Origin of the sequence: Bacillus sp. ME78 (assembly GCF_903970865.1) — a bacterium.
GTDB lineage: Bacteria > Bacillota > Bacilli > Bacillales > Bacillaceae_G > Bacillus_A > Bacillus_A cereus.
In genome coordinates, this window is sequence record NZ_CAJCKK010000006.1 from 56,680 (window position 1) to 82,667 (window position 25,988).

Genomic DNA, 25,988 nt, shown 5'->3' on the forward strand with positions numbered 1-25,988 from the left:
TATAGTTGACGTTAAATAGTCGTTAATTAATGATAAGGAGTTAGAGAAAATGATGATAAAAATTGCAGTTGTCGGTTCAAAGGAATTTATGGACAACCTTTTTCCCATTGCTCAAAAATTAGAAGGAATAGAAATTGATCCATATATTTACCTTCATCCGGCGGAATCTTCTGAACTATTAAAGTGTTTAAAGCCTTGTGATGTCATCTTTTTCTCAGGTGCTTTACCTTATTATATGGCAAAAGAAATAAGAGAACAATTACGAATTCCAAGTATATACTTACAGCAAGACGAGACAACTGTCGCATCTTCAATTCTTTCTATCATGTATCATCAAAGTATTCAACCACATAACATTTCCATCGATTTAGTAGACCGCTCTTTTATTACAAATGTGTTCCATGATATCGGTATAAAAGAAAGCCCGCAAGTGTTGGATTATGAAAATATGCTGTGGAGTAAAGATGAGATAAATAGAGTTATCGATTTTCATGTAGCTAAATATCAATCTGGAGAGGCTCATTTAGCTTTAACTAGTATTCACGCTGTTTACGACGAGCTTCAAAAAATAGGTGTTCCTTCAGAGCGTATGATTGATCCAACACAATCCATTATACATGGGCTAAAAGATGCAAAAATAAAAGCTGAGTTAGCAAAAAGCTATTCAGCTACTGTTGGTGCTTGTATTATTTCTTCCTTAGAATTACGAACGAGTTTGCTTGAAAAACTAGATGTCATTTCAAAAGAACTACGTGGTTCATTTAAACAAGTGGATGAAATGACATGCATTTTGTATACAACTCGTGGTGATATCGAATCAATTATTAAAACAAATGCGATAGATAACTTGTTTGCGAGCGTAGAAGGAACGATAGCTATTGGATTTGGTTATGGGAAAACCGTGAAAGAAGCGGAGCAAAATGCAAAAATTGCTCAAAGTTTTGCAAAGAACAATCCAATAGATCGTTGTTTTTATATACTAACAAGTGATAAAGATTTGTTTGGTCCGTTCCCGAAAGAACAGAGAGTACAAAGTTTGAAAAATGATAATCCGGAACTAATGAAAATAGCGAAGGAAACAAAGCTTAGTCCGGCCAACTTGTCAAAAATCATTCAATTTAGTCAATCGCACCCGTCATTGAAGTTTACAGCAGCTGATCTTTCTGAGTACTTACAAGTGACTCGAAGATCGACAGAAAGGTTGTTAAAGAAATTAGTTGATTACGGGTATGCTCATATTTGCGGCGAGGAAATGCCCTATCAACAAGGGCGACCTCGCGCACTATATGAACTGAATTTACCGCTATTTTTAAGCTTCTAGTTGAGCTTTTTGTTTCTTTAGTAGTTCTGCTTTTTCAATGTCTGATAGTTTTACAATTGTGAAGCCTGTTATACCATAAATGATTGAGATAATAGGTACGATGAAATTCAAAATAGCATAAGGGGCATATTCAAATGCACCTACGCCAAGTGTAGCGAGAATAAATACACCGCACGTATTCCAAGGAACGAAGACAGAAGTTAATGTTCCGCCATCTTCTAATGCTCTGGATAAGTTTTTTGAATGTAGTCCTTTTTCCATGTATGCATTTGCGTACATTCTTGAAGGGACAACAATTGAAATATATTGTTCAGAGCAAGTAAGGTTTGTTGCAAAACAAGATGCGATAGTAGAAGCGATAAGCCCTTTTGCTGATTTCGCTAACTTTAAAATTTGATTTACAATTGAGCGAAGAATACCTGTATGTTCTAATACTCCTCCGAAAGTCATAGCGACAATTGTCATAGAGACTGTATTCATCATCGAATCTAAGCCACCGCGGTTAAATAGTTCGTCTACTAGCTTGTTTCCAGTGTCTATAACAAATCCAGCTTGGAGTGCACTGACAGATGCTGAGACAGAACCACCTTGAATAAAGACTTGTGATAAGAATCCTAAAATAATACCGACGAGAATCGCTGGTATAGCAGGGACTTTTTTAGCGACCAATACCATAACGACTACGGGTATAATGAGTAGAAAAGGCGAGATAACAAAGTTTTGTTGCAATACTTGTAACGTTTGATCGATGCTCTTCGCATCAATATTGTTAGCGCCGAAGCTTTTTCCTAAGACTGCGTAGACGATAAGAGTAATAATTAAACCTGGAACTGTAGTAAATAACATATGACGAATGTGTGCGAATAAATCTGTATTTGTTAATCCTGCGGCTAAGTTAGTTGTATCTGAAAGCGGTGACATTTTATCGCCAAAATAAGAGCCTGAAATAATGGCACCAGCAACCATTGGAGCTGGAATTCCCATACTTAGGCCAATTCCCATTCCAGCAACACCAATTGTTCCCATTGTAGACCAAGAGCTACCAATTGCTAATGCAACGATAGAACAAATGACGGTAATGGAAACTAAAAATAGTGATGGAGTTAAAAGTTTTAAACCGTAATAAATCATCGTTGCGACGATTCCACCGCCAATCCAAGCACCAATTGTTAAGCCAACAAGAATAATAATGACGATAGCAGGTAATGCAAGACGAATCCCTTTATACATTGCTTCTTCAAGATCATTCCATTTGTAACCGTAACGCCAAGCGACAATAGAAGCAACGGTTGTACCAATAATAAGTGGAACGTGAGGGGTTTGTTTTAATACAACAATTGTAACCATCATAACTGCAACGGTAATGATAATAGGGATAATCGCTATTCCAAAAGGTATTTCTTTTTTCATAAAGTTCCTCCTTGTTACGTATGTTTGTTTGTATTTTTAGAATTGTCGTAAAATAGACGTTTATTAGGTTATGATAACTAAAAGTTTATGTAAGCGTCAACATAAAAAACAGAAAATAAGGAATGTTCTAGTTGTTTGTTTAGTTTGTAATATAAGTGCAGAGTAAGCTTTTTAAGTATTTAAAAATAAATAATTGACTTTTTTCTTAAAATTCAATATGTTCATAAAAACATCTGTTTTTCATAAGTATAATTAACCCGAATCGTTTGTAATGTGGGAAGGAGACTGGAACGTTGAAAACATTAGAACTACAAGAGCGCTTAACGGAGATTTTTCAGCATTTACACGAAAACCCTGAAGTAAGTTGGAAAGAATATGAAACGACAGCGTATATTACTGACTTTTTAAAAGAAGAAGGAATTTCATATAGAACATTTGATGATTGTCCAGGTGTAATTGCTGAGATTGGAGGCGGGAATCCAGTTATTGCGATTCGTGCTGATATGGATGCACTTTGGCAAGAAGTAAATGGAGAATTTAAAGCGAACCATTCATGTGGCCATGATGCTCATATGACCATTGTAATGGGACTTATTTTACAATTGAAAAATATGAGATGGAAAAGTGGTACGGTTAGATTTATTTTTCAGCCAGCAGAAGAGAAGGGGAATGGTGCTTTGAAGATGGTGGAGAAAGGTGCTGTAGATGATGCTGATTTCTTATTTGGCGTCCATCTAAGACCAATTGAAGAACTATCTTTGAAACAAGCAGCCCCATCTATTCGTCATGGAGCAGCAGGATTTTTAGAGGGTATGATTCATGGGGAGGATGCACACGGGGCAAGACCACATCAAGGTGTGAATGCAATTGATGTCATTTCCATGATTAATATCGGTTTGAAAAATATTTGGCTGCCACCGCAAAGTTCTTATTCAGTAAAAATGACGAGATGCCAAGCTGGTGGTGATAATTTAAATATTATTCCGGGAAATGGTCATTTCAGTTTAGATGTAAGAGCAGAGAGTAATATACTATTAGAAGAATTAAAGAAAAAGATTGAGCATGTAATAGAATCAGCTGCATCGATGGGATCAAAAACTTCATACGAATGGATGGATCTTGCACCAGGAGCAGAGGTTTCCGAAGAAGCAGAGCGCTTTATGCGTAAAGGTATTCTCGAAGTGTATGGGGAAGAGAGATGCACAGGGCCTCTCTATACGACAGGAAGCGATGATTTCCATTACTATACAGTGAAAAGACCACATTTAAAAGCTGTCATGCTTGGACTAGGAGCAGACCTACAACCTGGATTACACCATCCGTATATGAGGTTTGATCATAGTTGTATTATGGATGGGGTAGAAATATTGAAACAAACTGTATTGAAAGTGTTAGAAGACAGGGGCTAGAGAGCCCCTGTTTTTTTGTCGTGAATTGTCGGCAAATCGATATATTTGAAAAACCGTTGATATATTTTGAGTTATGATAGATATATTGAGAAAATCGTTGATATATTTGAAGTTACGATAGATATATTAAGAAAATCGTTAATATAATTTCACGTACCTATTAATTTGATGAAAAATGAGCCTCCAGTACATGGTGTATAATAATAAGTACCATTTTCTAATAGGAGAAGACGAATGAACGAACAATATTACGATGCAGTTTTACATATAAAAACAGTCGGTGAGCAAAAAGGGTTTAACAAGTCTATGCATTATCATCGCTATGAACCGACACCGTATAGCGGGTTAGATGAGTTATTGAATCAATATGAAATACGAAGTAGCGACCGAATTGTAGACTTTGGGTGCGGAAAAGGGCGATTAAACTTTTATATGCATCATAAATGTGGTGCTTCAGCAGTTGGAATTGAAATGAATGAAGAGTTTTATAAAGAAGCGATGGATAATCGAGATCGTTATGCACGAAAGGCACGAAACAGTAAGGGGAAAATTCAATTCCAATGTTGTTTAGCGCAGGAATATGAGATTGATCCACGCGATAACCGTTTTTATTTCTTTAATCCATTTTCTGTACAAGTGTTTATGAATGTAGTAAATAACATTTTGCTTTCAGTAGAAGAAACGGGGAGAGAAGTGGATATTATTTTATATTATCCTTCTGAGGACTATATTTTCTTCTTAGAAAATCAGACTGCGTTTGAGCTGAAGAAAGAAGTTAGATTGCCAGGTGCTTATGAGAAGAATGGGAATGAGAGGTTTTTAGTTTATACATTAGGTTAATAAAAAACAGGTGCCAAGGCACCTGTTTTTTATTAGTTACGGATTAAGTAATCAAATGCACCTAAAGCTGCGTTTGCACCTGAACCCATAGAGATGATGATTTGTTTGTACGGATTATTTGTACAGTCACCTGCAGCAAACACTCCTGGTACGTTTGTAGCGCCGTGCTTGTCTGTTACGATTTCACCGCGAGCGCGTTCAACTGTTTCGCCTAACCAGTCTGTGTTTGGAACAAGACCGATTTGTACGAATACACCTTGTAATTCAACGTGATGAACTTCTTCAGTTTCACGATCGATGTAAGAAATACCGTTTACTTTGTCAGTACCAGTGATTTCTTTCGTTTGAACGTTTTTCAGAACAGTTACGTTTGGTAAGCTGTTAAGACGCTCTTGTAATACAGCATCAGCTTTTAATTCTGGCATGAATTCAAGAACAGTTACGTGCTTAACGATACCTGCTAAGTCGATAGCCGCTTCAATACCAGAGTTACCTCCGCCGATAACTGCTACGTCTTTTCCAGTGAATAATGGACCGTCACAGTGTGGGCAGTATGCTACACCTTTATTTTTGAACTCAGCTTCACCTGGTACGCCAACATTACGCCAGCGAGCACCTGTAGAAACGATTACGCTCTTACTTTTCAGAATGGCGCCGTTTTCAAGTTCCACTTCAATAAGTTCTTTTTTCTCTAAACGTTTCGCACGTTGTAGATTCATTACATCGATGTCGTATTCTTTTACGTGCTCTTCAAGGCTTGCTACTAGCTTAGGACCTTCAGTCTTTTTCACGCTGATGAAGTTCTCAATGCCCATAGTATCCATTACTTGACCACCGAAGCGCTCAGCAACGATACCAGTGCGGATGCCTTTACGTGCTGCGTAAATTGCTGCACTTGCACCAGCAGGGCCGCCACCAACAACAAGAACATCGTATGGATCTTTATCAGAAAGCTCTGATGCATCTGGACCGTTACCCATTTTAGCTAAAATTTCTTCAAGTGTCATACGACCGCTTCCGAAAGATTCGCCGTTTAGGTAAACAGTTGGTACTGCCATGATGTCTTTGCTTTCTACTTCCTCTTTGAATGCAGCGCCATCAATCATAGTATGTGTAATACTAGAGTTAAGAACGCTCATTACGTTAAGAGCTTGTACAACATCAGGACAGTTATGACAACTTAGGCTGATATAAGATTCAAAATGATATTCGCCTTGAATGTTTTTAATTTGATCGATTAATTTTTGTTCAATTTTTGGAGCGCGTCCACTTACTTGTAGTAAAGCTAACACTAATGATGTAAATTCGTGTCCTAATGGAATACCAGCGAATACGACACCAGTGTCTTCACCAGGGCGGTTTACGCTAAAGCTTGGTGTTCTCTCTAATTCAACTTTTTCTACTGTAATCTTAGATGACATAGTAGCTAATTCGTCTACTAGAGCTAACATATCTTTAGATACGTTATCGTCTCCTGCGCTTACTTTAAGTAAAATATCGTTCTCCATTAACTGAAGGTATTGGGATAGTTGTGTTTTTATATCTGCATCTAGTATCATTTTGATCGAACTCCTTAGATTTTGCCTACAAGGTCAAGGCTTGGTTTAAGTGTTGCAGAACCCTCTTGCCATTTAGCTGGGCAAACTTCACCTGGGTTGTTACGTACGTATTGAGCAGCTTTAATTTTGTTAACAAGAATGCTTGCGTCACGGCCGATACCGTCAGCATTGATTTCCATAGATTGGATAACGCCGTCTGGATCGATGATGAATGTACCACGAGCAGCAAGACCTTCTTCTTCCATTAAAACGTTGAAGTTTGTAGTGATTGTGCGAGTTGGGTCACCAATCATGATGTACTCGATTTTGCCGATAGTTTCTGAGCTATCATGCCATGCTTTGTGAGTGAAGTGAGTGTCTGTAGATACAGAGTATACTTCAACGCCTAAGTCTTTTAGAGTTGCATATTGGTTTTGTAAGTCTTCAAGTTCAGTTGGGCAAACGAATGTGAAGTCAGCTGGGTAGAAACAAACTACACTCCATTTTCCTTTTAAACTTTCGTCAGTAACTTGGATAAATTCTCCATTATGGTAAGCATTAGCTTTAAACGGTTTTACTTCTGTGCCGATTAATAACATGTTAAAATTCCTCCTAAATGTTGGTTTGAGCATCAAAAAATAGTGTGCTCATAAAATATATTTTTTAATTAACTATAATAATTCTAATTCGATATTAATTATCATATAGAATTGGTTATTTTGTCAAGCGAATAAACCAACTTTATTCCAATTTAATTAATATTTATTCTCAATTAAGGCTATCACGGAATAGAAAGGTAATTTTAAGTCTATAAATTTTAGATGAGTGTTTGAAAAGTTTAATGTGTATGTTAGAGATAGTGTGTAAGTTTAATGTCTTAGGAAGGAAATATTTCTTAGAAGTTATGGTTTTGAAAAGGAACTGCTTACTTCTATTTTACAAAGAATTTTGTGATAAATAAAATAAAATGAATCGGAAAATTTTTGAACAATTTTTGTCATCTCAAATATATAATTAGGAAGTATATTACGATGATAGTTAGAAACATTGACTCAAAGTGCTAACAAGATATAATAAAACCTAGATATACCTTTCAAAAAGAAGAATACATATTTATAGGATGAAAAAATTCAACCTATTATTTTTTATAGCTTTTAGAAAACGCTTACAATTAGTGTGGAGGGGAAACCATGTCTAAGTTCACGAAGTATTTTTTAATGGAAGCTAAAGATGTGATTGCATATGTGAAAGAGAAATTATCTAAGTTTGAAAATGCAAAGGGGTTACAGTGTAAAGAAATAGGTGATGGCAATTTAAATTATGTGTTCCGCGTTTGGGATGAAAAAGAGAACATGTCTGTCATCGTAAAGCAAGCTGGGGATACAGCTCGCATTTCAGATGAGTTTAAGTTGTCGACGAATCGTATTCGTATAGAATCAGATGTTTTGCAGTTAGAGGATGAGTTAGCACCTGGACTTGTTCCTAAGGTGTATTTATTTGATAGTGTGATGAATTGTTGCGTAATGGAAGATTTATCGGATCACACAATATTACGTACAGCACTTATAAATCATCAAATATTTCCGAGGCTTGCGGATGATTTAACTACTTTTATGGTAAATACACTTTTGTTAACATCGGATGTTGTAATGAATCATAAAGAGAAGAAGGAACTTGTGAAGAATTATATAAATCCTGAATTATGTGAGATTACAGAGGACCTCGTATATTCAGAACCATTTACCAATCATAATAAGCGTAATGAGTTATTTCCGTTAAATGAGGGATGGATTAGGGAACATATTTATAGTGATAAAGAGCTTCGTATGGAAGTAGCGAAACGTAAATTTTCTTTTATGACGAATGCACAGGCATTACTTCATGGTGATTTACATACTGGTTCTGTTTTTGTAAGAGATGATTCTACAAAGGTTATTGATCCTGAGTTTGCTTTTTATGGACCTATGGGATATGACGTTGGGAATGTAATGGCGAATTTAATGTTTGCTTGGGTGAATGCAGATGCAACGATGCCACCTGGAGCTGAGAAAGATACGTATATGGATTGGTTACAAACTACGATGGTAGAGGTAATTGATTTATTTAAGCAGAAGTTTTTAGGTGCTTGGGATATTCATGTGACCGAGATTATGGCGAAGGAAGAAGGCTTTAGCGAAGTCTATTTGCAATCTGTATTAGAGGATACAGCTGCAGTGACAGGTCTGGAATTAATTCGCCGTATTGTTGGATTAGCGAAAGTAAAAGATATTACTTGTATTGGGAATGAGGAAGCACGTGCTAGAGCGGAGCGAATTTGTCTTCAAGTAGCGAAGAGTTTTATTTTACGAGCGAATCAATATAGAACGGGCACAAGTTTTGTAGAAACGTTAAAAGAACAGTCAACGCACTACGCGAAGTAAGGGGAGAATATGATGGAAGAGCAATTAATACCAATTCAGTGGAAAGATGATGCTTTAGTTTTGTTAGATCAAACGTTATTACCAAATGAAATTGTCTATGAATCTTTTAAAACAGCTGAAAGTGTGTGGGATGCAATACAAGTAATGAAAGTACGAGGTGCACCCGCGATTGGTGTTTCAGCTGCTTATGGAGTGTATTTAGGGATAAAGGAATTTGCTGAAAGTACGGAAGAAGGATTTATGGATGAAGTAAGAAAGGTATGTACATACTTGGCGACATCAAGACCGACTGCAGTAAATTTATTTTGGGCGCTTGAAAGAATGGAAAGTGTAGCGACAGATAATGCTCACTTATCAATCTCACAGCTGAAAAATAGATTACTAGAAGAGGCAAAAGAAATTCATAGAGAAGATGAAGAAATTAACCGTCAAATTGGAGAGCATGCATTAACATTATTCCATGATGAAATGGGAGTATTAACGCATTGTAATGCAGGTGCTTTAGCGACGACTAAGTATGGTACTGCGACGGCTCCAATGTATTTAGCGAAAGAAAAAGGATGGAATTTAAAAATTTATTCGGATGAAACGCGTCCTAGATTACAAGGTTCAACGTTAACAGCATTAGAACTGCAGCGAGCGGGTATTGACGTTACTGTTATTACGGATAATATGGCAGCTATGGTCATGTCACAAGGGAAGATTGATGCAGTAATCGTTGGATGCGATCGTGTGGCAGCAAATGGTGATGTAGCAAATAAAATTGGCACATTAGGCGTATCTATTTTAGCTAAGTACTACAACATTCCGTTTTATGTAGCAGCGCCAACACCGACAATTGATTTAAAGACATCGACAGGAAAAGAAATTCCGATTGAAGAAAGAGATGCTTCTGAAGTGATTAATCGCTTTGGACAATATTCAGCTCCGAAAGAAAGTAAAGTATATAATCCAGCATTTGATGTTACTCCACATGAAAATGTAACAGCGATTATTACAGAAAAAGGGATTGTAAAGGCACCGTTTACGGAGAATTTAAAAAAGCTATTTCAATAAGTAGATAAATATAAAAGTCAGTCATCATAAGCTTCATACTTAGGGGGATGTATATGTTATTACAAAAAGAAAGAGAAGAAATTGTAGCGTATGGAAAGAAAATGATTTCTAGTGGTTTAACAAAGGGAACGGGCGGTAATATTAGTATCTTTAATCGTGAACAAGGTCTTGTTGCGATTAGTCCAAGTGGTTTAGATTATTATGAAACAAAGCCTGAAGATGTAGTTATATTAAACTTAGATGGTGAAGTAGTAGAAGGAGAAAGAAAGCCATCAAGTGAACTAGATATGCACCTTATTTATTATAGAAAGCGTGAAGATATAAATGCGCTTGTACACACACATTCTTCTTATGCAAAGACGATTGCATCATTAGGATGGGAACTTCCTGCAGTATCGTATTTAATTGCTTTTGCAGGCCCGAATGTACGCTGTGCGCCGTATGAGACATTTGGTACGAAGCAATTAGCAGATGCTGCTTTTGAAGGCATGATTGATCGCCGTGCAGTGTTACTTGCGAATCACGGTTTAATTGCTGGTGCAAATAATATAAAAATGGCGTTTACTGTTGCAGAAGAGATTGAGTTTTGTGCTCAAATTTATTATCAAACGAAAAGCGTCGGAGAACCGAAGCTTTTGCCAGAAGATGAGATGGAGAATTTGGCGAAGAAGTTTGAAGGGTATGGGCAGCAGTAGAATGAAACAAAAACACCCTCAAGAAAAGATCTTGAGGGTGTTTTTTACGCTTTTTTAAGTAACAAATACATAAAGTAAGGAGCCCCAATTAAAGCAACGACAATACCTGCTGGAATGCCATTAGGATCAACGATATTTCGTCCAATTGTATCTGCTAATAATAATAGCCATCCGCCGATTAAAAGGGCGATAGGCATGAAGATTTGATGTCTTGGACCTACTAAAGATTTCGCGATATGAGGAGCCATTAATCCGATAAAGCTAATTCCTCCTGTTACGGAAACAGCTGCAGCTGCAAGTGCAACGGCTGCAACTAATAAGTACCTGCGTTCTTTTTCAATTTCAATTCCAACGCCGATTGCGACTGGTTCGTTTAATGCTAAGATGTTTAATCGATTTGCTTTATAGAAAATAAACGGAATGAATACGATTAACCATGGGAGCATTGCTAAAACGAAGATCCAGTCATCTCCCCAAATATTTCCGGCAATCCATTTTGAAATAAAGTCTACTTTCATACGATCCGCGGATGAAATAAGGACAATCATCGTTCCAGATAGTGCAAATGCAAAACCGATACCAGTTAATGTTAATCGCACCGGCTGAAGTCCAGTTGATTTACTATATGAAAATACGTAAATTAGAACAGCTGTCAGAAATGCCCCAATAAATCCAACGACAGGTAGTAAGTAAAGAAATGAACCTACGTCTATTGGAAAGTATAAAAAGAAAATAGCAACAGCAACACCAGCCCCAGAGTTAATACCAAGAATACCAGGTTCAGCTAAATCATTTCGGGTAATTCCTTGCAGAATAGCCCCTGATAAAGCGAGAGCCATACCAGCTAATAATGTAATGACAATTCTAGGTAGTCTTAAAGAGTATAAAACGAACTCCTCTTTAAAAGTCCCTTGCCCCATTAATGTTGGGAGTAGTCGATCATAAGATAAAGATGCTGAACCAAGTCCCATTCCAATTACAATGGTTGTGATGATTACTATAAGTAAAGCGAGTATAATGAGACGCTGTTTTCTTAAAATAGATTGCATCATGAGAATGTTTTTCCTCCTTTACGTACAATGAATAGGAAGAATGGTAATCCTACAATCGCGACAATTGCCGCAACTGGTGTTTCGTACGGAGCGTTAATAGTACGTCCGATTGTATCTGCAAGTAGCATAAAGGAAGCTCCAGCAATTGCTGACATCGGTATAACAAATCGGTAATCTGGACCGACAATTGGGCGTACCATGTGAGGTACCATTAAACCGATAAATGCCATATTTCCAACAAGCGCTACAGATGCACCTGCAAGTAAGATAATAATGATAAATAAAATAGTTTTAATAACAATAATTTTTTGACCTAGTCCAATAGCCACTTCCTCACTGAAACTAAGAACTGTCAATTTTTTTGCTAGTAAGATAGCGATAAAGATACTAATTGAAATGACTGGAATAATAATTTTTAATTGGCTCCAAGTTGTTCCAATTACGCCCCCAGCAGTCCAAAGTGATACATCTTGTGAAATTTTAAAGTAAATGCCAATTCCTTCTGAAATTGCGAGTAGAAATGCTGAAACTGCAGCGCCCGCTAATACAATTCGAAGAGGAGAAAGGCCACCTTTTTTCACCATACCAATTCCAAATACCATAATTGCGCCAATTGCAGCACCGATAAAGCAAGCTAACGTTAAGTAAAGATAGCTGATGGAAGGATTGAAAGCAAGTGTTAGTGCAAGCGCAGCATTTGCTCCACCAGATAGCCCTAATAATCCAGGGTCCGCAAGTGGATTTCGTGTTAATCCTTGCATAATTGCTCCAGAAACGGCTAATCCAGCTCCTACAAAAATAGCAGCAACTTCACGTGGTAAACGTATTTCTCGAATAATAGATATTTTGTCTCCTTTAGCGGAGGAAGTGAGTGCTAACCATACATCTTTTATCGAAGTATCTGCAGCACCTAATACCATTGCAACCATAAAAATAAGAAAGAATGCAATTAAGCTTAAAATTAGTTTGTATGTAAAAGCTATAGAACGTGGATTATCATGATCTTTTGTCATTCGTTTCACATCTTTTCTGTTCATAGAATAAAGGAAGAGGAATTCTTAAATTAAGAATTCCTCATGTTTGTATTATTTACCAAGAAAGCTCTTCTTGAAGAAGTCTAGTTGGAAATCTAATGTAAGTGGATCATTGAAATAGAATTCCATCATGTTTGCTTCATATACACGATTATTTTTTACTGCTGGGATGTTTTTATATGATTCTGTCTCTTGGAAGGAGTTATCAGTATCTTTGTTTTTACTTACGATTAAGTAATCACCAGCAAATTCAGGTAATACCTCAGTAGATAATGCGTAATAACCTTCTTTTAATGCTTTTTCTTTTACTTTTTCAGGCATTTTTAATTTCATTTCTTGGTACAGAATTTCTGTTCCGCGGCCCCAGTTCTCGCCGTATACATAAAGCTGTTTGTTGAAGTTTTCTACAACAGAAACTGTTGCATCTTCACCGATTTTTGCTTTAATTTCTTTACCAGCTTCTTGTGCACGTTTCTTGAAGTCATCAACCCAAGTTTTTGCTTCTTTTTCTTTGTTTAATAACTTACCAATTTCTAAATGCTGTGTTAAGTAATCAACTTTTCCGTAAGTGTATGTTACAGTAGGAGCGATTTTCTTTAACTTATCGACATTTTTAACATTTGATAAACCAATGATTAAATCTGGATTTAGTTCAGCGATTTTTTCAACATTTTCATCTGATACTTCAGCAACATCTTTAAGTTTGCTATCAAAACGTGGGTTTTGTTTAGACCATGAATCTACCCCAACAAGATTTACACCTAATGACATTACGTTACCAGCGAATGATGATAGTACAACAACGCGTTTTGGATTTGCAGGAACTTCTACTTTACCATTTTCAGATTGGTATGTAATTGTTTCTGATTTACTACCTTTTGCATCGTTCTTTTTGTCTGTAGAGCCATTGCTACAAGCACTCATAACAAGAACGAAAAGAACTGTTAGTGAAATAAATAACTTTTTCATCGTCTTTCTCCTTTAACATAGATGATATGTGTATACAATAATTTGTTTAACTGCAATCTTTTTGAAAGAGTAGTGGTAAAGCAAAATGATTTATTAAAAATCTTGAATATGAGATTTTATAATATAGTATTAACCATATTAATAAAAGAAGATGTAATCTCAAATTTGCTAATTATTAACAAAATGATAATGATTATCACTATTGATTCTTTAAATAATATAATTTTATATAGGTGTATTGTCAATAGTAATTTTGATTGTAAATTTTGCGGAAACAGGTTATATTTTATTGAGAATGATAATCAATGATTAATAGCTGAGGAGTGAGCACGAATGAATCGAGAAGAATTGTTTGATGTAACCGTGATAGGCGGAGGACCTGCAGGGCTTTATTCAGCTTTTTATAGTGGACTCAGAGAAATGAAAACAAAAATAATAGAATTTCAACCACATTTAGGTGGAAAAATACATGTGTATCCGGAAAAAATGATTTGGGATGTAGGAGGACTATTGCCAGTTACAGGTGATAAGTTAATTGAACAACTTGTACAGCAAGGGTTAACATTTAAGCCGGAAGTTGTATTAGATACAAAAGTAGAATCGATTATTCGTAATCAAGATGGTACTTTTACATTAAAAACAAGTACTGGCGAAGAACACTTTTCAAAAACAGTTATCGTCGCAACAGGAAGTGGTATATTGAAACCGCAAAAGTTATCTATTGAAGGTGCTGAGCGATTTGAAGTATCGAATTTAAATTATACAGTTAAATCTTTAAAGCGTTTCAAAGGTAAAACAGTTATTATTTCCGGTGGAGGCAATTCTGCTGTTGATTGGGCAAATGAATTGGAACCAATTGCGAAAAAAGTGTATGTAACCTATAGAAAAGAAGAATTATCTGGTCATGAAGCACAAGTAAAACAACTTATGAACAGCTCAGCGGAGTGTTTCTTTAATACATCGATTACAAAATTAATTGCTGGTGATAATCATGAAGCGATCGAATATGTAGAATTAACAAATCATGAAACAGGTGAGGTTTCTCACTTACCTATTGATGAAGTTATTATTAATCATGGATATGAACGCGACATTACATTATTAGAAAATAGTGAGTTAGACGTTGCAATTATAGATAATTATTATATTGCAGGTAATGCAAATAGTGAGTCTTCAGTAGATGGATTATATGCTGCTGGAGATATTTTAAAGCACGAAGGGAAACTACACTTAATTGCAGGTGCATTCCAAGATGCTGGAAATGCTGTGAATAAAGCAAAGCAATTTATCCAACCAGATGCAAGTGAGTACGGAATGGTTTCTTCTCATAATGAAGTATTTAAGAAGAGAAATCGCGAACTGATTAAGCAGATGATAAAATAATAAGGAACAAGTATACCCCCACATACTTCTCTATTCAAATGGATGAGAGATGTACGTGGGGGTTTTCCTGTTTACTATATTTTCAATCATTATAATGACACCGGTTTCATCAGTTCATATGATATGAACATTTTTATTGGTAAAGCATCTTAGAAAACAATTTAGCTATGTTTTGCTTACGCAGAACATGGCTAAATTAAGCTGTCCCTTTAGCGCGTTCATTAGGAAATGGCATATTTAGTATAGAAGCAATATATTGTTTTCCATGTTTTCGAGCCAATGATTCTAATATTTGACGGACGCGTTTTGTAAGATGACCTTGTTTTTGGATGGCTTCACAATATGCGTCATAGAAGGCATATTTAGCCCAAAGGAAATCATCTTGTTGGAATAAGAAATGATTTTTGTACCATTCACCAATTGTATGATAACAATTGTTTTCATGTATTGCTGTGCTTTGAGAAAGAAAACGATCAGATAAAGATACATTCAAATGAGAAATTGTGTTTTCTGTTTCAACTTGTAGTGTTTTTTCTAACATTGTAATGATGTGACGAGTAGCCATATGTTAACTCTCCTTTGTGTAAATGGGTAATACCATTCTATATTTAAAAAATTCTTACTATATAATACTATACAATATATGGAATGCATCTACCTGCTTTTTGAACTGCATTTACAAAATCTTTTTTATTTGTTTACAAAAATAAAGTAAAGTAAGATACAGTATAGATGAAAAAATAATAAAGGAATGAACGCATTGTATATAACAGTAGAAGAGACTGCGGAGTATTTGAATTTACCAAAATCGTATATTGAAGAGTTAATTCAGCAAAAGAAAATTCGTGCGCTATTCGATGGAGAGCAATATTTAGTAAATAAAGAACAATTTAATACACATTTAGAACAAATGGAGAAATATAAGCAATTAGTGGAAGAAATATTGAACGAACCAATTCCAGAAGATATGGATGTTAAAGACGAAGATTAAACTATGGAAAATCCCTTATGAAGATATGCAGAAATGTATATTCATAAGGGATTTTTTGTTTGAAGATATCAAAAACATAAGGAGTTCTTAGCCTTTCTTCAAATTTTGATAGGTAGTAGTCTACCATGTTAAAAGCATATTTTTTTCTAGCTAGGACAAACATAGAGAACGTAACCTGTACAGATACATATACTATCAGTGCAAAAGCTTATAAATTAATGGAAGGGGTTTTCTCGTGAGTTTATTTCATTGTGATTTTCTGAAAGACTTAATTGGATCTTTTGTGAGAGTAAACAGGGGTGGTCCAGAATCTCAAAAAGGGACAATAGTCGCTGTATGTTCGGATTACTTTGTATTAAAGAATGAAAAAGGAGAGCTCTATTACTATCAGATTCGTCATCTGAAAAGTATTACAAAAAATGTGAAAGATTGTAAAGTAGATGATTGCAGATGGTTGGAATGTGAATGTGAAGATGACTTTGAAAAGTTACTTCAAAGCTTCAAATATTGCTGGGTGAAAATTAATCGTGGTGGCCCAGAGAAAGTTGAAGGTATTTTACAAGATGTTTCTTGTGAATTTGTGACACTAATTGTAAAAGAAGAAGTTATATTAGTTGCAGTATCTCATATTAAGAGTGTAACAGTACCTTGTAGAGAGAGCGAAGAAAGCGAAAGTGAAAGCGAAAGTGAAAGTAATGATTCAGGTCGAGCTCGCGCACAAAGACAGTCAAGAAGAGGAAGATAATAAGAAAGGAGGATACAAATTTGGAAAGTATATTATGCTGTGAACAAATTAAAGGCTTAGTCGGTGAGACTGTAAAAGTAAATCTTCGTGGACCAGAGAGTCGAGTGGGGGTACTTGTATCGTTAGGAAGAGATTACCTTACATTACAACTTCCTCTTGGTGAATTAGTATATTACCAATTGAAACATGTGAAGAGTCTAGTTAAGAAAGTGAAAGAAAGTAAATGTGGCGATGGCTATGTTTCATGTTTCTGCTCTGATGATGATACTTTCGTCGATGTATTACGTGACTTGAAGTATAAGTGGGTAAAGATTAACCGTGGTGGCCCAGAGTGTGTAGAAGGCCTATTAAGTGAAGTGCATGAAGAATGTATTACGCTAGTAAACGGTGATGAAGTTATTTATATCATTAATTATCATATTAAGAGTGTGAGTCAAGTAGTGAAATGTAAAAAGAATGAAGATGAATAATGTTTAATAAATAAGAGGGGCATTATGAGGGAAAGAGAAGAACAATTTCTTATTTCGATAGTATGAAAAGGAATTACTTACTATTAAGACAGAACATTGCCCTGATTATTTTTTTGAAACGGAAGATAGGAAAGCTAAAATTCATAGGAAGGAGGATATAGATGAATGAGTTAAACAAAAGTATTGGGGAAAATATATATGTTAAATTAATCGGTGAAAAAAGGTTTAAAGGTATATTAATAGACGTAGGAAATGACATTATTGTTCTTTACAATGGACAAGACTATGTATATATATCTTTATATCATGTACAATACTATAAATTTTTAAGACCACATGACGAAGACATACTAAAACCAGATGTTGATTCTGTAATTAAGAGGGAATCCCCTTCAATTTCTTTGAGAAAAGTATTAAGTACTTCTAAAGGGATTTTTACAGAAGTTTATGTAGCAGGAAATGCTCCAATACATGGTTATGTTACAAGTGTGATGAACGACTATATTGTTTTTTATAGTCCGGTTTATAAAACGGTATATATATCTTTAAAGCATTTAAAATGGTTAATTCCGTATAAAGAAAACCAAGTACCGTATGCCCTCAATAAAAATGAACTCCCCGTAAATCCGTTAAATATTACATTAGCTAGAACATTTGAAGAACAGCTTATTAAAATGACTGGGAAAATTATGGTGTTTGATTTAGGTGAGGAGTCCAATAAAATTGGAAAAATGGCGAAAATTGATGAAGGTCATATTGAAATATCAAAAGCACGTGATGCAAAAATGTATGTGAATATTCAACATGTAAAATCCGTCCATTGTCCGTAGATTAGTTGGAAGGGCTGACTTTTTCTTTTATATGCAGAAGAAAAGGTCGAGCCTATTTGTTTTAGTTTAATTTGAAGATGAGGGGAAAAATGAATTGAATATAAACATAGTATAGTGTGATTTTTTAAAAGGTAACTTTACACTAACTTATAAAAATTGTGTACGAGCTATCTTTTTATGTATTCAATTTATTTTTTGAGGAGGAGCTGCTCAACTAATTTATTAAAGGGGTTTTGTTTGTGGAGCAGTTTCCGAATTCGTTATCAATTACATTGCTTGGTAGTGCTGGTGGAGCAGCAAAAGCAGTTTTAGCAATTTTAAATCAAGCGATAGCAAATGAAAAAGATCCAATTTATGAAGTATTAAAGAATGCCAAATTTCATTTGGTGGATATAAAACAAAAAGATAGGACTTATTATGATGATTTGTTTTCGAATTTGAAAAGTCAATTATATTTATATGAAATAAACCTTCAAAATGTAGTGGAATTTAAACAACATTTAAAAGAAAAAAGAACGAGTGTTGTGATTGATGTTTCAGGGGCAGATACAATTAGAGTATTAAGCTGCTGTAATGAACTAGGAATTTGTTATATTAACTCAGCCTTGGAAAATGAGGCAGTAGATCAGGACGATAGCTTAATCGGCTTTCAGCTTACGGAAAGATATACAAGGTTTGAGAAGGAGAAAGAGAAATTTACAAATACAAAAGCGATTATAGGTGCAGGTATGAATCCAGGTGTTGTTCAATGGATGGTTGTTGAGCTTATGAAGGAACGACCAAATGAAAGGCCAAGAGCATGTTATATTGTAGAACATGACACATCGTTTTTGAATGATACAGCACTTATAAAGCCACATACACTTTATGCTTCATGGGCAGTAGAGCGATTTTTAGATGAAGCAATCTGGAGTTATCCGATGTATATGAGTCATCATCGTCCTCTTTACTTTTATGAAGATGTATATGCTTCAGAGTATAAAGTGAAGTTAGGAGAAAAAGAATTCTATGGTTGTTTAATGCCACATGAGGAAGTATTAATTTTAGGGAAAAACTTTAATATGGAAGTTGGTTTTCTTTACCGAATTAATGAGTATACAACAAATATAATTAGACAGAACTTAGATCAAGTAGAAGATTTATGGAACTGGAATCGTAAAGTGTTTAATCCAGCGGAAGAAGAGGTTGCTGGAGAGGACTTGGTCGGTGTGTTACTCGTTTATGAAAATAGTGAGACATATATGTATAATGTGATGAATAGTAGCCAAGTTTTTCGTAAATATAAAACGAATGCAACGTATTTTCAAGTAGGGTGCGGGATTTATGCGGGCTTGTCCAGTTTACTTTTAGATCAATTTGAACAAGGTGCTTATTACGTTGAGGAGTTGTTATTAAATACAGAAAGTAAGTACGGTGAGTATTTAAATTTATATATGAAGGATTTTGTAATAGGGCATAATAATTTTACGGATGGATTGTTACATGACAGGGTAAGATGGATGTAAGTTGTTACCAAAAGGAAGGGGAGATCTCCTTCCTTTCATTATTATAAGGTTAAATATTGCCCTGAAAGCAATTTCATACTTATACTTTAAGGAGATAACAATGAAAGTTTTTTGTATCGATCAAGGGGAGTTTTTATATGAATAAATACAAGAGCTTGATTTATGAAGAAAGAAGAGCCTTAAAGGTATTTATATTATTATTTTATATTATATTCTTTTTATATGACGCTATATATTATTTTGTATATCCTGCTATGAATATTAGTGGAACAGCGGTAGGTTGGCCAGAAGGTAGTCTTGGGATAGGTGTGCCTATATTTGTAATAGCATTATTTCCTATTTCTATATATCTTCAAAAAAGAGGGTATGTATATTCTGTAAAATATTTATTTTTATTTGGGTACATGTTTATCAATCTTGTGAATAATTTAATGATTTATTTGCGAACGGATAGACCTTTTGAACATGGTAGTATGGTAGAAATGTTATTAATTTTATTTGCCCCAGTTTTCGTGAATAGAAAATACTTTTATTTAGTGTCCTTTAGTGTAATTGGAAAGTACGTATTTTTCACATTGCTATTACAAGATTTAAAAGTGGTAATTCCACTTGTTTTATGTATATTCTATTTCATTATTTCACATTCTTTATTAAAACGATTTCAATCTTATGTAAGAACAGTGGTTGAAATGATGAACAATATGAAAGAGACGGAAAATTTAGCTGTGATTGGGACTATGTCTACAACAATTGCCCATGAAATTCGAAATCCGCTAACAGCGTTAAAAGGGTTTACGCAAATGCAAAAAGAAAGAAATCCAACTGATACGATGAGCTACGACATTATGCTACAAGAAATTGAAAGGGTTAATGGATTTGTTAGTGAATTGATGTTGTTAGGAAAACCAAAGCCAACAAATTATGAAAGGTGTAATATACGAGATATCCTTCTATATGTTGTGCATCTAATGGAAAGTTATGCAACGCAATATAGAGTTAAATGTCATATACAAGTAGATGGGAATTTACCGGCTATAAACGGTGATGATAAGCAATTAAAACAAGTGTTATTAAATATCATTAAAAATGGAATAGAATCAATGCCAGAGGGCGGAGAAATTCATATCCGTGCATATCAAAAAACGCAAGGACATTTGTGTATTTCTGTTGAAGACCAAGGATTTGGTATAGAGAATGATAAATTAGAAAAAATCGGCAAGGCGTTTTACACAACAAAGGAGACTGGTACAGGACTTGGGTTAATGATTACATATAAAATTATTAAGGAACATCAAGGGAGTATCACGATCCAAAGTAGTCTAGGAGTAGGAACGAAAGTAGAAATTTTTCTGCCGACCGTTTAATGTATTGGGAGAAAAGATTTTTCAGAAAAGTGTTCTTGTTGTGTAAATATAAACATTTTATAAAATGTTTCAAGAAGGGTTTTTTTTATAAAATACTTCGTTTATAATGGAGGAAAATATCGACATGAGATTGATTGCTCATGTAGCGGTTCAGTGGTGTTATGAAAAGATAAGAAGGGGTGCACACGCATCCTTTTTTCTATGCAGATATTATGAAAGAGGTGGTATGATGGAATTAACATTAAATTCGACTGTATGTTTACACACGATTCAATTTCGAAAAGAGCAAAAGAATTATATTGTAAAAGATACAATTACAGGAGAAAAATATGAAATGCCGCCACTTTGGATTGATGCATTGGCAATGATGCGTGACGGTTTTTTATTGGGGGAAATTGAGGAGAAATTAAAAGAAGAGTATCCATCCGAAGAAGTGAATATGTTAGCATTCACGAGGCAACTGTTAGAACTAGAACTTGTTGAAATGGTAGATGGAGAAGAGATAGCTTGCACAAAGAAGAAAGAGATAGATTGTTTAGCTTGGGTGCGTCCCCGTGTGGAACAATTCTTTCTTAATTTAAATAGAAAATATAGAAGCAAAGACCAATAGTGGCCTTTGCTTTTTTTATAGGCTGTGTTTAAAAAATAACAGCAAATGCTCTTGCGAAAGCACCGTCACTATTTTTAATTTTTAAAGGTGCTGCTGAGAAAAAGAAACGTTTTGCTTCGATAGCATCTAGATTTGTTAAGTTTTCAATTAAGTAAATATTATTCCCTAGTAATATGTGATGAATCGGTGATGTTTCTGTTGTGACTTCATCAGGAGAAATGAAATCTAAACCGATAGATTTTACTTTTAATCGCACTAGTTCTTTAGCTAATTCTTCAGAAAGATAAAATGCTTCCTTCTCATAAGCCTCTGTATTCCATTTGGTGGATAGATTAGAATGAAAAATAACAATATCACCTTCTTTTATGTCAGTATTATGCAATACTGCCTTAGGTAATTTTCGCTCTTGAATATGTGTTACATCTATAAGAACAGCTTCACCTACAAATTGATCCAGCGGTAATTGATCGATGGTCGTTGCGCCTGAAATAAAATGCGCAGGAGCATCACAATGCGTGCCAACATGAACGACAGAATGAAAATCTGTAACTTGATAGCCTGATTCTTCAACACTTGTAACAGCTTCTAGTTGTATTTTAGGTGTTCCAGGAAATTGAGACATATTATTTTCAAATGTTTGCGATAGATCAATTACTTTCATTTTACATACCTCCAATATATGTTTTTCAAATAATAAAAAGCTCATCCTTCAGTATCAAGAAAGATGAGCTTTACATGCTAGTTGAGTTTTATCTTCCAAAATGCAATGCATTTTGCAGGAATTAGCACCTATTCAGTTTGTATAAACTGAGGTTGCTGGGCTTCAAAGGGCCGGTCCCTCTGCCTCTCTTGATAAAGAAGTATTCAGTTTTTAAAATCGGAATTTTCTGATAGTTAAATTGTAATTCATTTCCTTTTTTCGTGCAATACAAAATAGGTATTCACCCAAATAAAGCTGCTCGCATATTGTAGCTTATGTAAATAGAATGCTGCGAAGGAGTGAGTGCAGTGACAGGAAATGTATTAAATTATTATGCTGGTGGTAATACAGCTAGGGGATTTCACAATTTATACGAAGAGAATTTAAAAGGATTAGACAGATTATTTATCTTAAAGGGTGGCCCAGGAACGGGAAAATCTTCTTTAATAAAGGCAATAGGTCGTGAATGGATTGAAAAAGGATATGATATTGAATTTTTACATTGTTCTTCTGATAATAAATCGGTTGATGGTGTAATTATCCCAAAATTAAAAGTAGGAATTGTTGATGGGACATCGCCGCATGTTATTGAGCCAAAAATGCCAGGAGTTGTTGAAGAGTATATAAATTTAGGAATTGCTTGGGACTCAGATAAACTAAGAAAGCAGAAGTTAGAAATTGAAAGATTTGTTTCAGAAGCAAGCAAAGCTTTTCAGTCTGCTTACGCACGTTTTAAAGAGGCATTGGTTATACATGATGAGTGGGAGAAGATATATATTGATAATATAGATTTTAATAAAGCAAATGAACTAACCAATCAGCTAATCCAGAAATTATTTGTAGATAAAAGCGGGAGACAATCGCTTGTAAAACATCGTTTTTTAGGAGCTGCTACACCGAAAGGAGCAGTTGATTTTGTTCCTAATTTAACAGAAGGGTTACCACATCGTTATTTTATAAAAGGGCGCCCAGGCTCTGGAAAATCAACGATGCTCAAAAAGTTAGCTAAGGCAGCTGAAGAAAAAGGATTTGAAGTTGAAGTATATCATTGCGGATTTGACCCGCATAGTCTTGATATGGTTATCGTAAGAGAATTAGGCTTTGCAATTTTTGATAGCACCGCACCACATGAATATTTTCCAAGTCGCGAGGGTGATGAAATTATTGATATGTATGCCCTTATTGTTACGCCAGGGACGGATGAGAAATATGCGAAGGAAATTCGTGATGTTTCCATTCAATATAAAGCAAAAATGAATGAGGCGATGTCTTTCTTAGCGAAAGCAAAATCGGTTCGTGATAAATTAGAACGAATTTATATTGCTGCTATGGACTTTTCAATAGTAGATGCATATAAAGAGGAGATTCAAAAAGAGTTTGAACGAATTGCTACTACTGTAATCGAAAAGCAACAATAGACGTTTCATTAGGCTGTCAGTAATTTCTGACAGTTTTTTTGGTATGTAGTAAAATTAGTATTGTATTTGTCGAATTTCCAAGGAAATAATCAAAAAATGGAGGTGTTATGCAATGAGAGGGAAAATCGAGTCGGAGTTAGAAAGAATTGAAAAAGAGAATGATATGAAAATTTTATTTGCGGTAGAATCAGGGAGTCGTGCTTGGGGTTTTCCATCGAAAGATAGCGATTATGATGTTAGGTTTGTTTATATACATCCGGTAGAATGGTATTTATCAATTCATGACAAACGAGATGTAATTGAATATCCAATTAGTGATGATTTAGATATAAGTGGTTGGGATATTAAAAAGTCTTTGCAACTATTCGCGAAGTCGAATCCTGCTTTACTTGAGTGGATTCGATCACCAATTTTTTATTCGAAAAACTCTAATTTTCCAGAACTACTTCAACAGATGAGTGAGAAGAATTTTGATCCAAAAGCAACGATATATCATTATTTACATATGGCGTCGAAAAATTATCGTGAATTTTTGCAAGGTGAGAATGTAAAGCTGAAAAAGTACTTTTATGTATTACGTCCCATTTTAGCTTGTAAGTGGCTAGAAGAGAAAACGACTTTACCTCCTGTAGAATTTGACCGATTGATTACAGAATTATCATTAGAACGTAGCGTATTAGATGAAATTGAAAAGTTGTTAATAAAGAAAAAAGCAGGTACTGAATTAGATGTTGGATTGAAAATTAAGGTGCTAAATCAATTTTTAGAAGAACAAATTCATTACTATCAGCAATATGTAAAAGGAATTGAAAAGGGATCAGGAATCGATATTGAGAGTTTAAATACATTGTTTCGAGATATGTTGTTTGAAGCATATGAAAAAGAGCACAAGTAAGTTTGTGCCCTTTTTATTTTGTAGGAATGAAGAAAACAGATATAGCTGCGATAAGACCTGCAAAGGAGAATAAGTAAAAATTCCATGCTAAGTCATATTGCATTGTCATAATAATACCGACGAGAATTGGGCCAGCAATTGCACCAACTCGGCCAAGCCCCAGTCCCCAGCCTAAGGAGGTAGCTCGGATATGTGATGGGAAGTATTGTGTTACATATGCATTTAATATTTGAGTAATACCGACTGATCCAATACCAGCAAGGCCAATTAAAAGATAAATGATTGTAACAGATGGTTTGATTGTTAATAGTCCGATACATATGGCTGCCATAAGATAAGAGATGCTAATAACAATTTTTGCTCCTATACGATCAGCAATTGCTCCAGCGAATAATGCGCCGATAGCTGCGGTAATATTTAGCATAAGTAGAAATGACAGACTAGACCCAAGAGGATATCCTGCCTGGCGCATCATCTGTGGTAACCAAGTGTTTAAACCATATATTAAAAACATTCCCATTATATAAGTGATCCAAAAAAGTAGCGTTGCTTTTATGTATTCTTTTGAGAATAAAGTGAAAAATCCATTTTTCTTTCGTATAGTAGATGGGTCTTGATGAGTTTTATCTTTTACATGAAATTCAATTTGAAAACGATTAAGAATTTGGTTCACTTCTTCTTGGCGATTACGTGATAATAAAAATTGAATGGACTCGGGTAAATAGCGAATAATGAAAGGAATGAGGAGTAGTGGAATCATTCCGATACCAAACATAATTCTCCATCCGAAATCTTCTAACATAAGCATGGAAAAAATAGCACCTAACACGATACCTAAAGGATAGCCAGTAAACATAAGAGCATAAATAAAAGATTGCCTTTTTTTTGGTGAATATTCAACAGTAAGTGCTGAAGCTGTTGGGATAACACCGCCTAATCCGATTCCTCCTATAAATCGAGATAATCCAAATAACTCAGGAGAAGGAGCGATAGCCGCTAAACCCATTGTGATAGAAAAAAGTGCTAAACAGCATATAAGCGTCCATTTACGCCCAATTAGATCTGTAATCGTTCCAACTAGAATAGCCCCAATAAACATCCCAAATAAAGCATAGCTTGCAATTGTACCAGCATGCGCTGGTGATAGCGCCCAGCTTTTGTCTTCTAGGAGCTTTGGTAGAACGGCACCGTAAATACCTAAATCATATCCATCAGCTAAAATGGCTAGCCAACAAATAAAAACAACAAGTTTTGTAATAGAGCTTGGAAAGATAGTTTCTGTAGATTCTAGATGAGGTGGAGCTGAAGGTTGCATAATATTCACCCCTTTTAA

The 25,988-nt window shown here is 35.0% G+C and carries 25 protein-coding genes and 1 riboswitch; of the genes, 16 read left to right on the forward strand and 9 right to left on the reverse strand.

Annotated elements, in window-relative coordinates:
• Positions 1-49: 49 nt before the first annotated feature.
• Complete coding sequence (locus tag H6481_RS09840) at positions 50-1,321, forward strand: hypothetical protein (RefSeq protein ID WP_000972797.1); 1,272 nt, start codon at positions 50-52, stop codon at positions 1,319-1,321.
• Here H6481_RS09840 and nhaC read toward each other — a convergent pair.
• On the reverse strand, positions 1,310-2,731 hold the full coding sequence (gene nhaC, locus H6481_RS09845; protein ID WP_182811567.1) for a Na+/H+ antiporter NhaC: 1,422 nt from the start codon (positions 2,729-2,731) through the stop codon (positions 1,310-1,312). The two genes, H6481_RS09840 and nhaC, sit on opposite strands and share 12 nt — an antisense overlap.
• A gap of 293 nt (positions 2,732-3,024) precedes the next feature.
• On the opposite strand from nhaC, the gene H6481_RS09850 reads away from it, so the two are divergent.
• Together H6481_RS09850 and H6481_RS09855 are read left to right on the forward strand one after the other, a co-directional pair.
• Positions 3,025-4,140: a M20 peptidase aminoacylase family protein gene (locus H6481_RS09850; protein WP_000853516.1), complete on the forward strand. Its 1,116-nt coding sequence runs from the start codon at positions 3,025-3,027 to the stop codon at positions 4,138-4,140.
• A gap of 234 nt (positions 4,141-4,374) precedes the next feature.
• Positions 4,375-4,980, forward strand: a complete 606-nt coding sequence (locus H6481_RS09855) for a class I SAM-dependent methyltransferase (RefSeq protein WP_023520963.1) — start codon at positions 4,375-4,377, stop codon at positions 4,978-4,980.
• Positions 4,981-5,012: 32 nt separating this feature from the next.
• Here the strand turns inward: H6481_RS09855 and ahpF are convergent, their stop codons facing one another.
• Together ahpF and ahpC are read right to left on the reverse strand one after the other, a co-directional pair.
• On the reverse strand, positions 5,013-6,539 hold the full coding sequence (gene ahpF, locus H6481_RS09860; RefSeq protein WP_000599499.1) for an alkyl hydroperoxide reductase subunit F: 1,527 nt from the start codon (positions 6,537-6,539) through the stop codon (positions 5,013-5,015).
• A gap of 14 nt (positions 6,540-6,553) precedes the next feature.
• On the reverse strand, positions 6,554-7,117 hold the full coding sequence (gene ahpC, locus H6481_RS09865; RefSeq protein WP_000924420.1) for an alkyl hydroperoxide reductase subunit C: 564 nt from the start codon (positions 7,115-7,117) through the stop codon (positions 6,554-6,556).
• A gap of 591 nt (positions 7,118-7,708) precedes the next feature.
• Between ahpC and mtnK the strand changes: the two genes are divergently transcribed.
• Genes mtnK through H6481_RS09880 form a run of 3 tightly spaced genes read left to right on the forward strand, consistent with a single transcriptional unit; the run spans position 7,709 to position 10,689 of the window.
• Positions 7,709-8,938 (forward strand): S-methyl-5-thioribose kinase, encoded by a 1,230-nt coding sequence (mtnK, locus tag H6481_RS09870; RefSeq protein WP_098519473.1) that lies wholly within the window; start codon positions 7,709-7,711, stop codon positions 8,936-8,938.
• A gap of 9 nt (positions 8,939-8,947) precedes the next feature.
• Positions 8,948-9,994 (forward strand): S-methyl-5-thioribose-1-phosphate isomerase, encoded by a 1,047-nt coding sequence (gene mtnA, locus H6481_RS09875; protein WP_061666185.1) that lies wholly within the window; start codon positions 8,948-8,950, stop codon positions 9,992-9,994.
• Between the two features lie 53 nt (positions 9,995-10,047).
• A complete protein-coding gene (locus H6481_RS09880) occupies positions 10,048-10,689 on the forward strand; it encodes an L-fuculose-phosphate aldolase (protein ID WP_182811570.1) in 642 nt (213 codons plus the stop codon).
• Positions 10,690-10,733: 44 nt separating this feature from the next.
• Here the strand turns inward: H6481_RS09880 and H6481_RS09885 are convergent, their stop codons facing one another.
• Genes H6481_RS09885 through H6481_RS09895 form a run of 3 tightly spaced genes read right to left on the reverse strand, consistent with a single transcriptional unit; the run spans position 10,734 to position 13,744 of the window.
• Complete coding sequence (locus H6481_RS09885) at positions 10,734-11,741, reverse strand: iron ABC transporter permease (RefSeq protein WP_000983749.1); 1,008 nt, start codon at positions 11,739-11,741, stop codon at positions 10,734-10,736.
• Positions 11,738-12,778, reverse strand: coding sequence for an iron ABC transporter permease (locus H6481_RS09890; protein WP_002025239.1), 1,041 nt, complete (start codon positions 12,776-12,778; stop codon positions 11,738-11,740). Before H6481_RS09890 ends, H6481_RS09885 begins: the two co-directional genes overlap by 4 nt.
• A 48-nt stretch (positions 12,779-12,826) precedes the next feature.
• Positions 12,827-13,744 (reverse strand): iron-hydroxamate ABC transporter substrate-binding protein, encoded by a 918-nt coding sequence (locus tag H6481_RS09895; protein ID WP_000732579.1) that lies wholly within the window; start codon positions 13,742-13,744, stop codon positions 12,827-12,829.
• Between the two features lie 333 nt (positions 13,745-14,077).
• On the opposite strand from H6481_RS09895, the gene H6481_RS09900 reads away from it, so the two are divergent.
• Positions 14,078-15,127, forward strand: a complete 1,050-nt coding sequence (locus tag H6481_RS09900) for an NAD(P)/FAD-dependent oxidoreductase (RefSeq protein ID WP_001078267.1) — start codon at positions 14,078-14,080, stop codon at positions 15,125-15,127.
• Positions 15,128-15,323: 196 nt separating this feature from the next.
• Here the strand turns inward: H6481_RS09900 and H6481_RS09905 are convergent, their stop codons facing one another.
• The gene (locus tag H6481_RS09905) at positions 15,324-15,692 is read right to left on the reverse strand and encodes a hypothetical protein (protein ID WP_016121517.1); all 369 of its coding nucleotides are present in this window, start codon (positions 15,690-15,692) and stop codon (positions 15,324-15,326) included.
• A 186-nt stretch (positions 15,693-15,878) separates the two neighbouring features.
• Between H6481_RS09905 and H6481_RS09910 the strand changes: the two genes are divergently transcribed.
• The 7 genes from H6481_RS09910 to H6481_RS09940 all read left to right on the forward strand — a co-directional run bounded on the left by H6481_RS09910 (position 15,879) and on the right by H6481_RS09940 (position 21,642).
• Positions 15,879-16,118, forward strand: a complete 240-nt coding sequence (locus H6481_RS09910; protein WP_001998970.1) for a helix-turn-helix domain-containing protein — start codon at positions 15,879-15,881, stop codon at positions 16,116-16,118.
• Positions 16,119-16,353: 235 nt separating this feature from the next.
• Positions 16,354-16,863, forward strand: a complete 510-nt coding sequence (locus H6481_RS09915) for a spore coat protein (protein ID WP_071740540.1) — start codon at positions 16,354-16,356, stop codon at positions 16,861-16,863.
• Between the two features lie 20 nt (positions 16,864-16,883).
• Positions 16,884-17,333, forward strand: a complete 450-nt coding sequence (locus tag H6481_RS09920) for a hypothetical protein (protein WP_000443836.1) — start codon at positions 16,884-16,886, stop codon at positions 17,331-17,333.
• Between the two features lie 161 nt (positions 17,334-17,494).
• Positions 17,495-18,163, forward strand: a complete 669-nt coding sequence (locus tag H6481_RS09925; protein WP_001004268.1) for a hypothetical protein — start codon at positions 17,495-17,497, stop codon at positions 18,161-18,163.
• Between the two features lie 239 nt (positions 18,164-18,402).
• Entirely contained in the window at positions 18,403-19,668 is a 1,266-nt protein-coding gene (locus tag H6481_RS09930) for an S-adenosylmethionine decarboxylase related protein (protein ID WP_071731328.1), read from the forward strand.
• A gap of 137 nt (positions 19,669-19,805) precedes the next feature.
• Positions 19,806-21,032, forward strand: a complete 1,227-nt coding sequence (locus H6481_RS09935; RefSeq protein WP_001046108.1) for an ATP-binding protein — start codon at positions 19,806-19,808, stop codon at positions 21,030-21,032.
• A gap of 229 nt (positions 21,033-21,261) precedes the next feature.
• Positions 21,262-21,642 carry a hypothetical protein gene (locus H6481_RS09940; RefSeq protein WP_000424116.1) on the forward strand — a complete coding sequence of 127 codons (381 nt, stop codon included), beginning with the start codon at positions 21,262-21,264 and terminating at the stop codon, positions 21,640-21,642.
• A gap of 28 nt (positions 21,643-21,670) precedes the next feature.
• Here the strand turns inward: H6481_RS09940 and H6481_RS09945 are convergent, their stop codons facing one another.
• Entirely contained in the window at positions 21,671-22,303 is a 633-nt protein-coding gene (locus H6481_RS09945) for a cyclase family protein (RefSeq protein WP_000862977.1), read from the reverse strand.
• Between the two features lie 85 nt (positions 22,304-22,388).
• Positions 22,389-22,501, reverse strand: a riboswitch (SAM riboswitch).
• A gap of 149 nt (positions 22,502-22,650) precedes the next feature.
• Here H6481_RS09945 and H6481_RS09950 point away from each other — a divergent pair.
• Both H6481_RS09950 and H6481_RS09955 read left to right on the forward strand, forming a co-directional pair.
• Entirely contained in the window at positions 22,651-23,760 is a 1,110-nt protein-coding gene (locus H6481_RS09950; RefSeq protein ID WP_182811573.1) for a PRK06851 family protein, read from the forward strand.
• 112 nt (positions 23,761-23,872) lie between these two features.
• Positions 23,873-24,655 carry a nucleotidyltransferase domain-containing protein gene (locus H6481_RS09955; RefSeq protein WP_182811576.1) on the forward strand — a complete coding sequence of 261 codons (783 nt, stop codon included), beginning with the start codon at positions 23,873-23,875 and terminating at the stop codon, positions 24,653-24,655.
• Between the two features lie 13 nt (positions 24,656-24,668).
• Here H6481_RS09955 and H6481_RS09960 read toward each other — a convergent pair whose 3' ends face one another.
• Positions 24,669-25,970, reverse strand: coding sequence for an aromatic acid/H+ symport family MFS transporter (locus tag H6481_RS09960; RefSeq protein WP_182811578.1), 1,302 nt, complete (start codon positions 25,968-25,970; stop codon positions 24,669-24,671).
• Positions 25,971-25,988 lie beyond the last annotated feature (18 nt).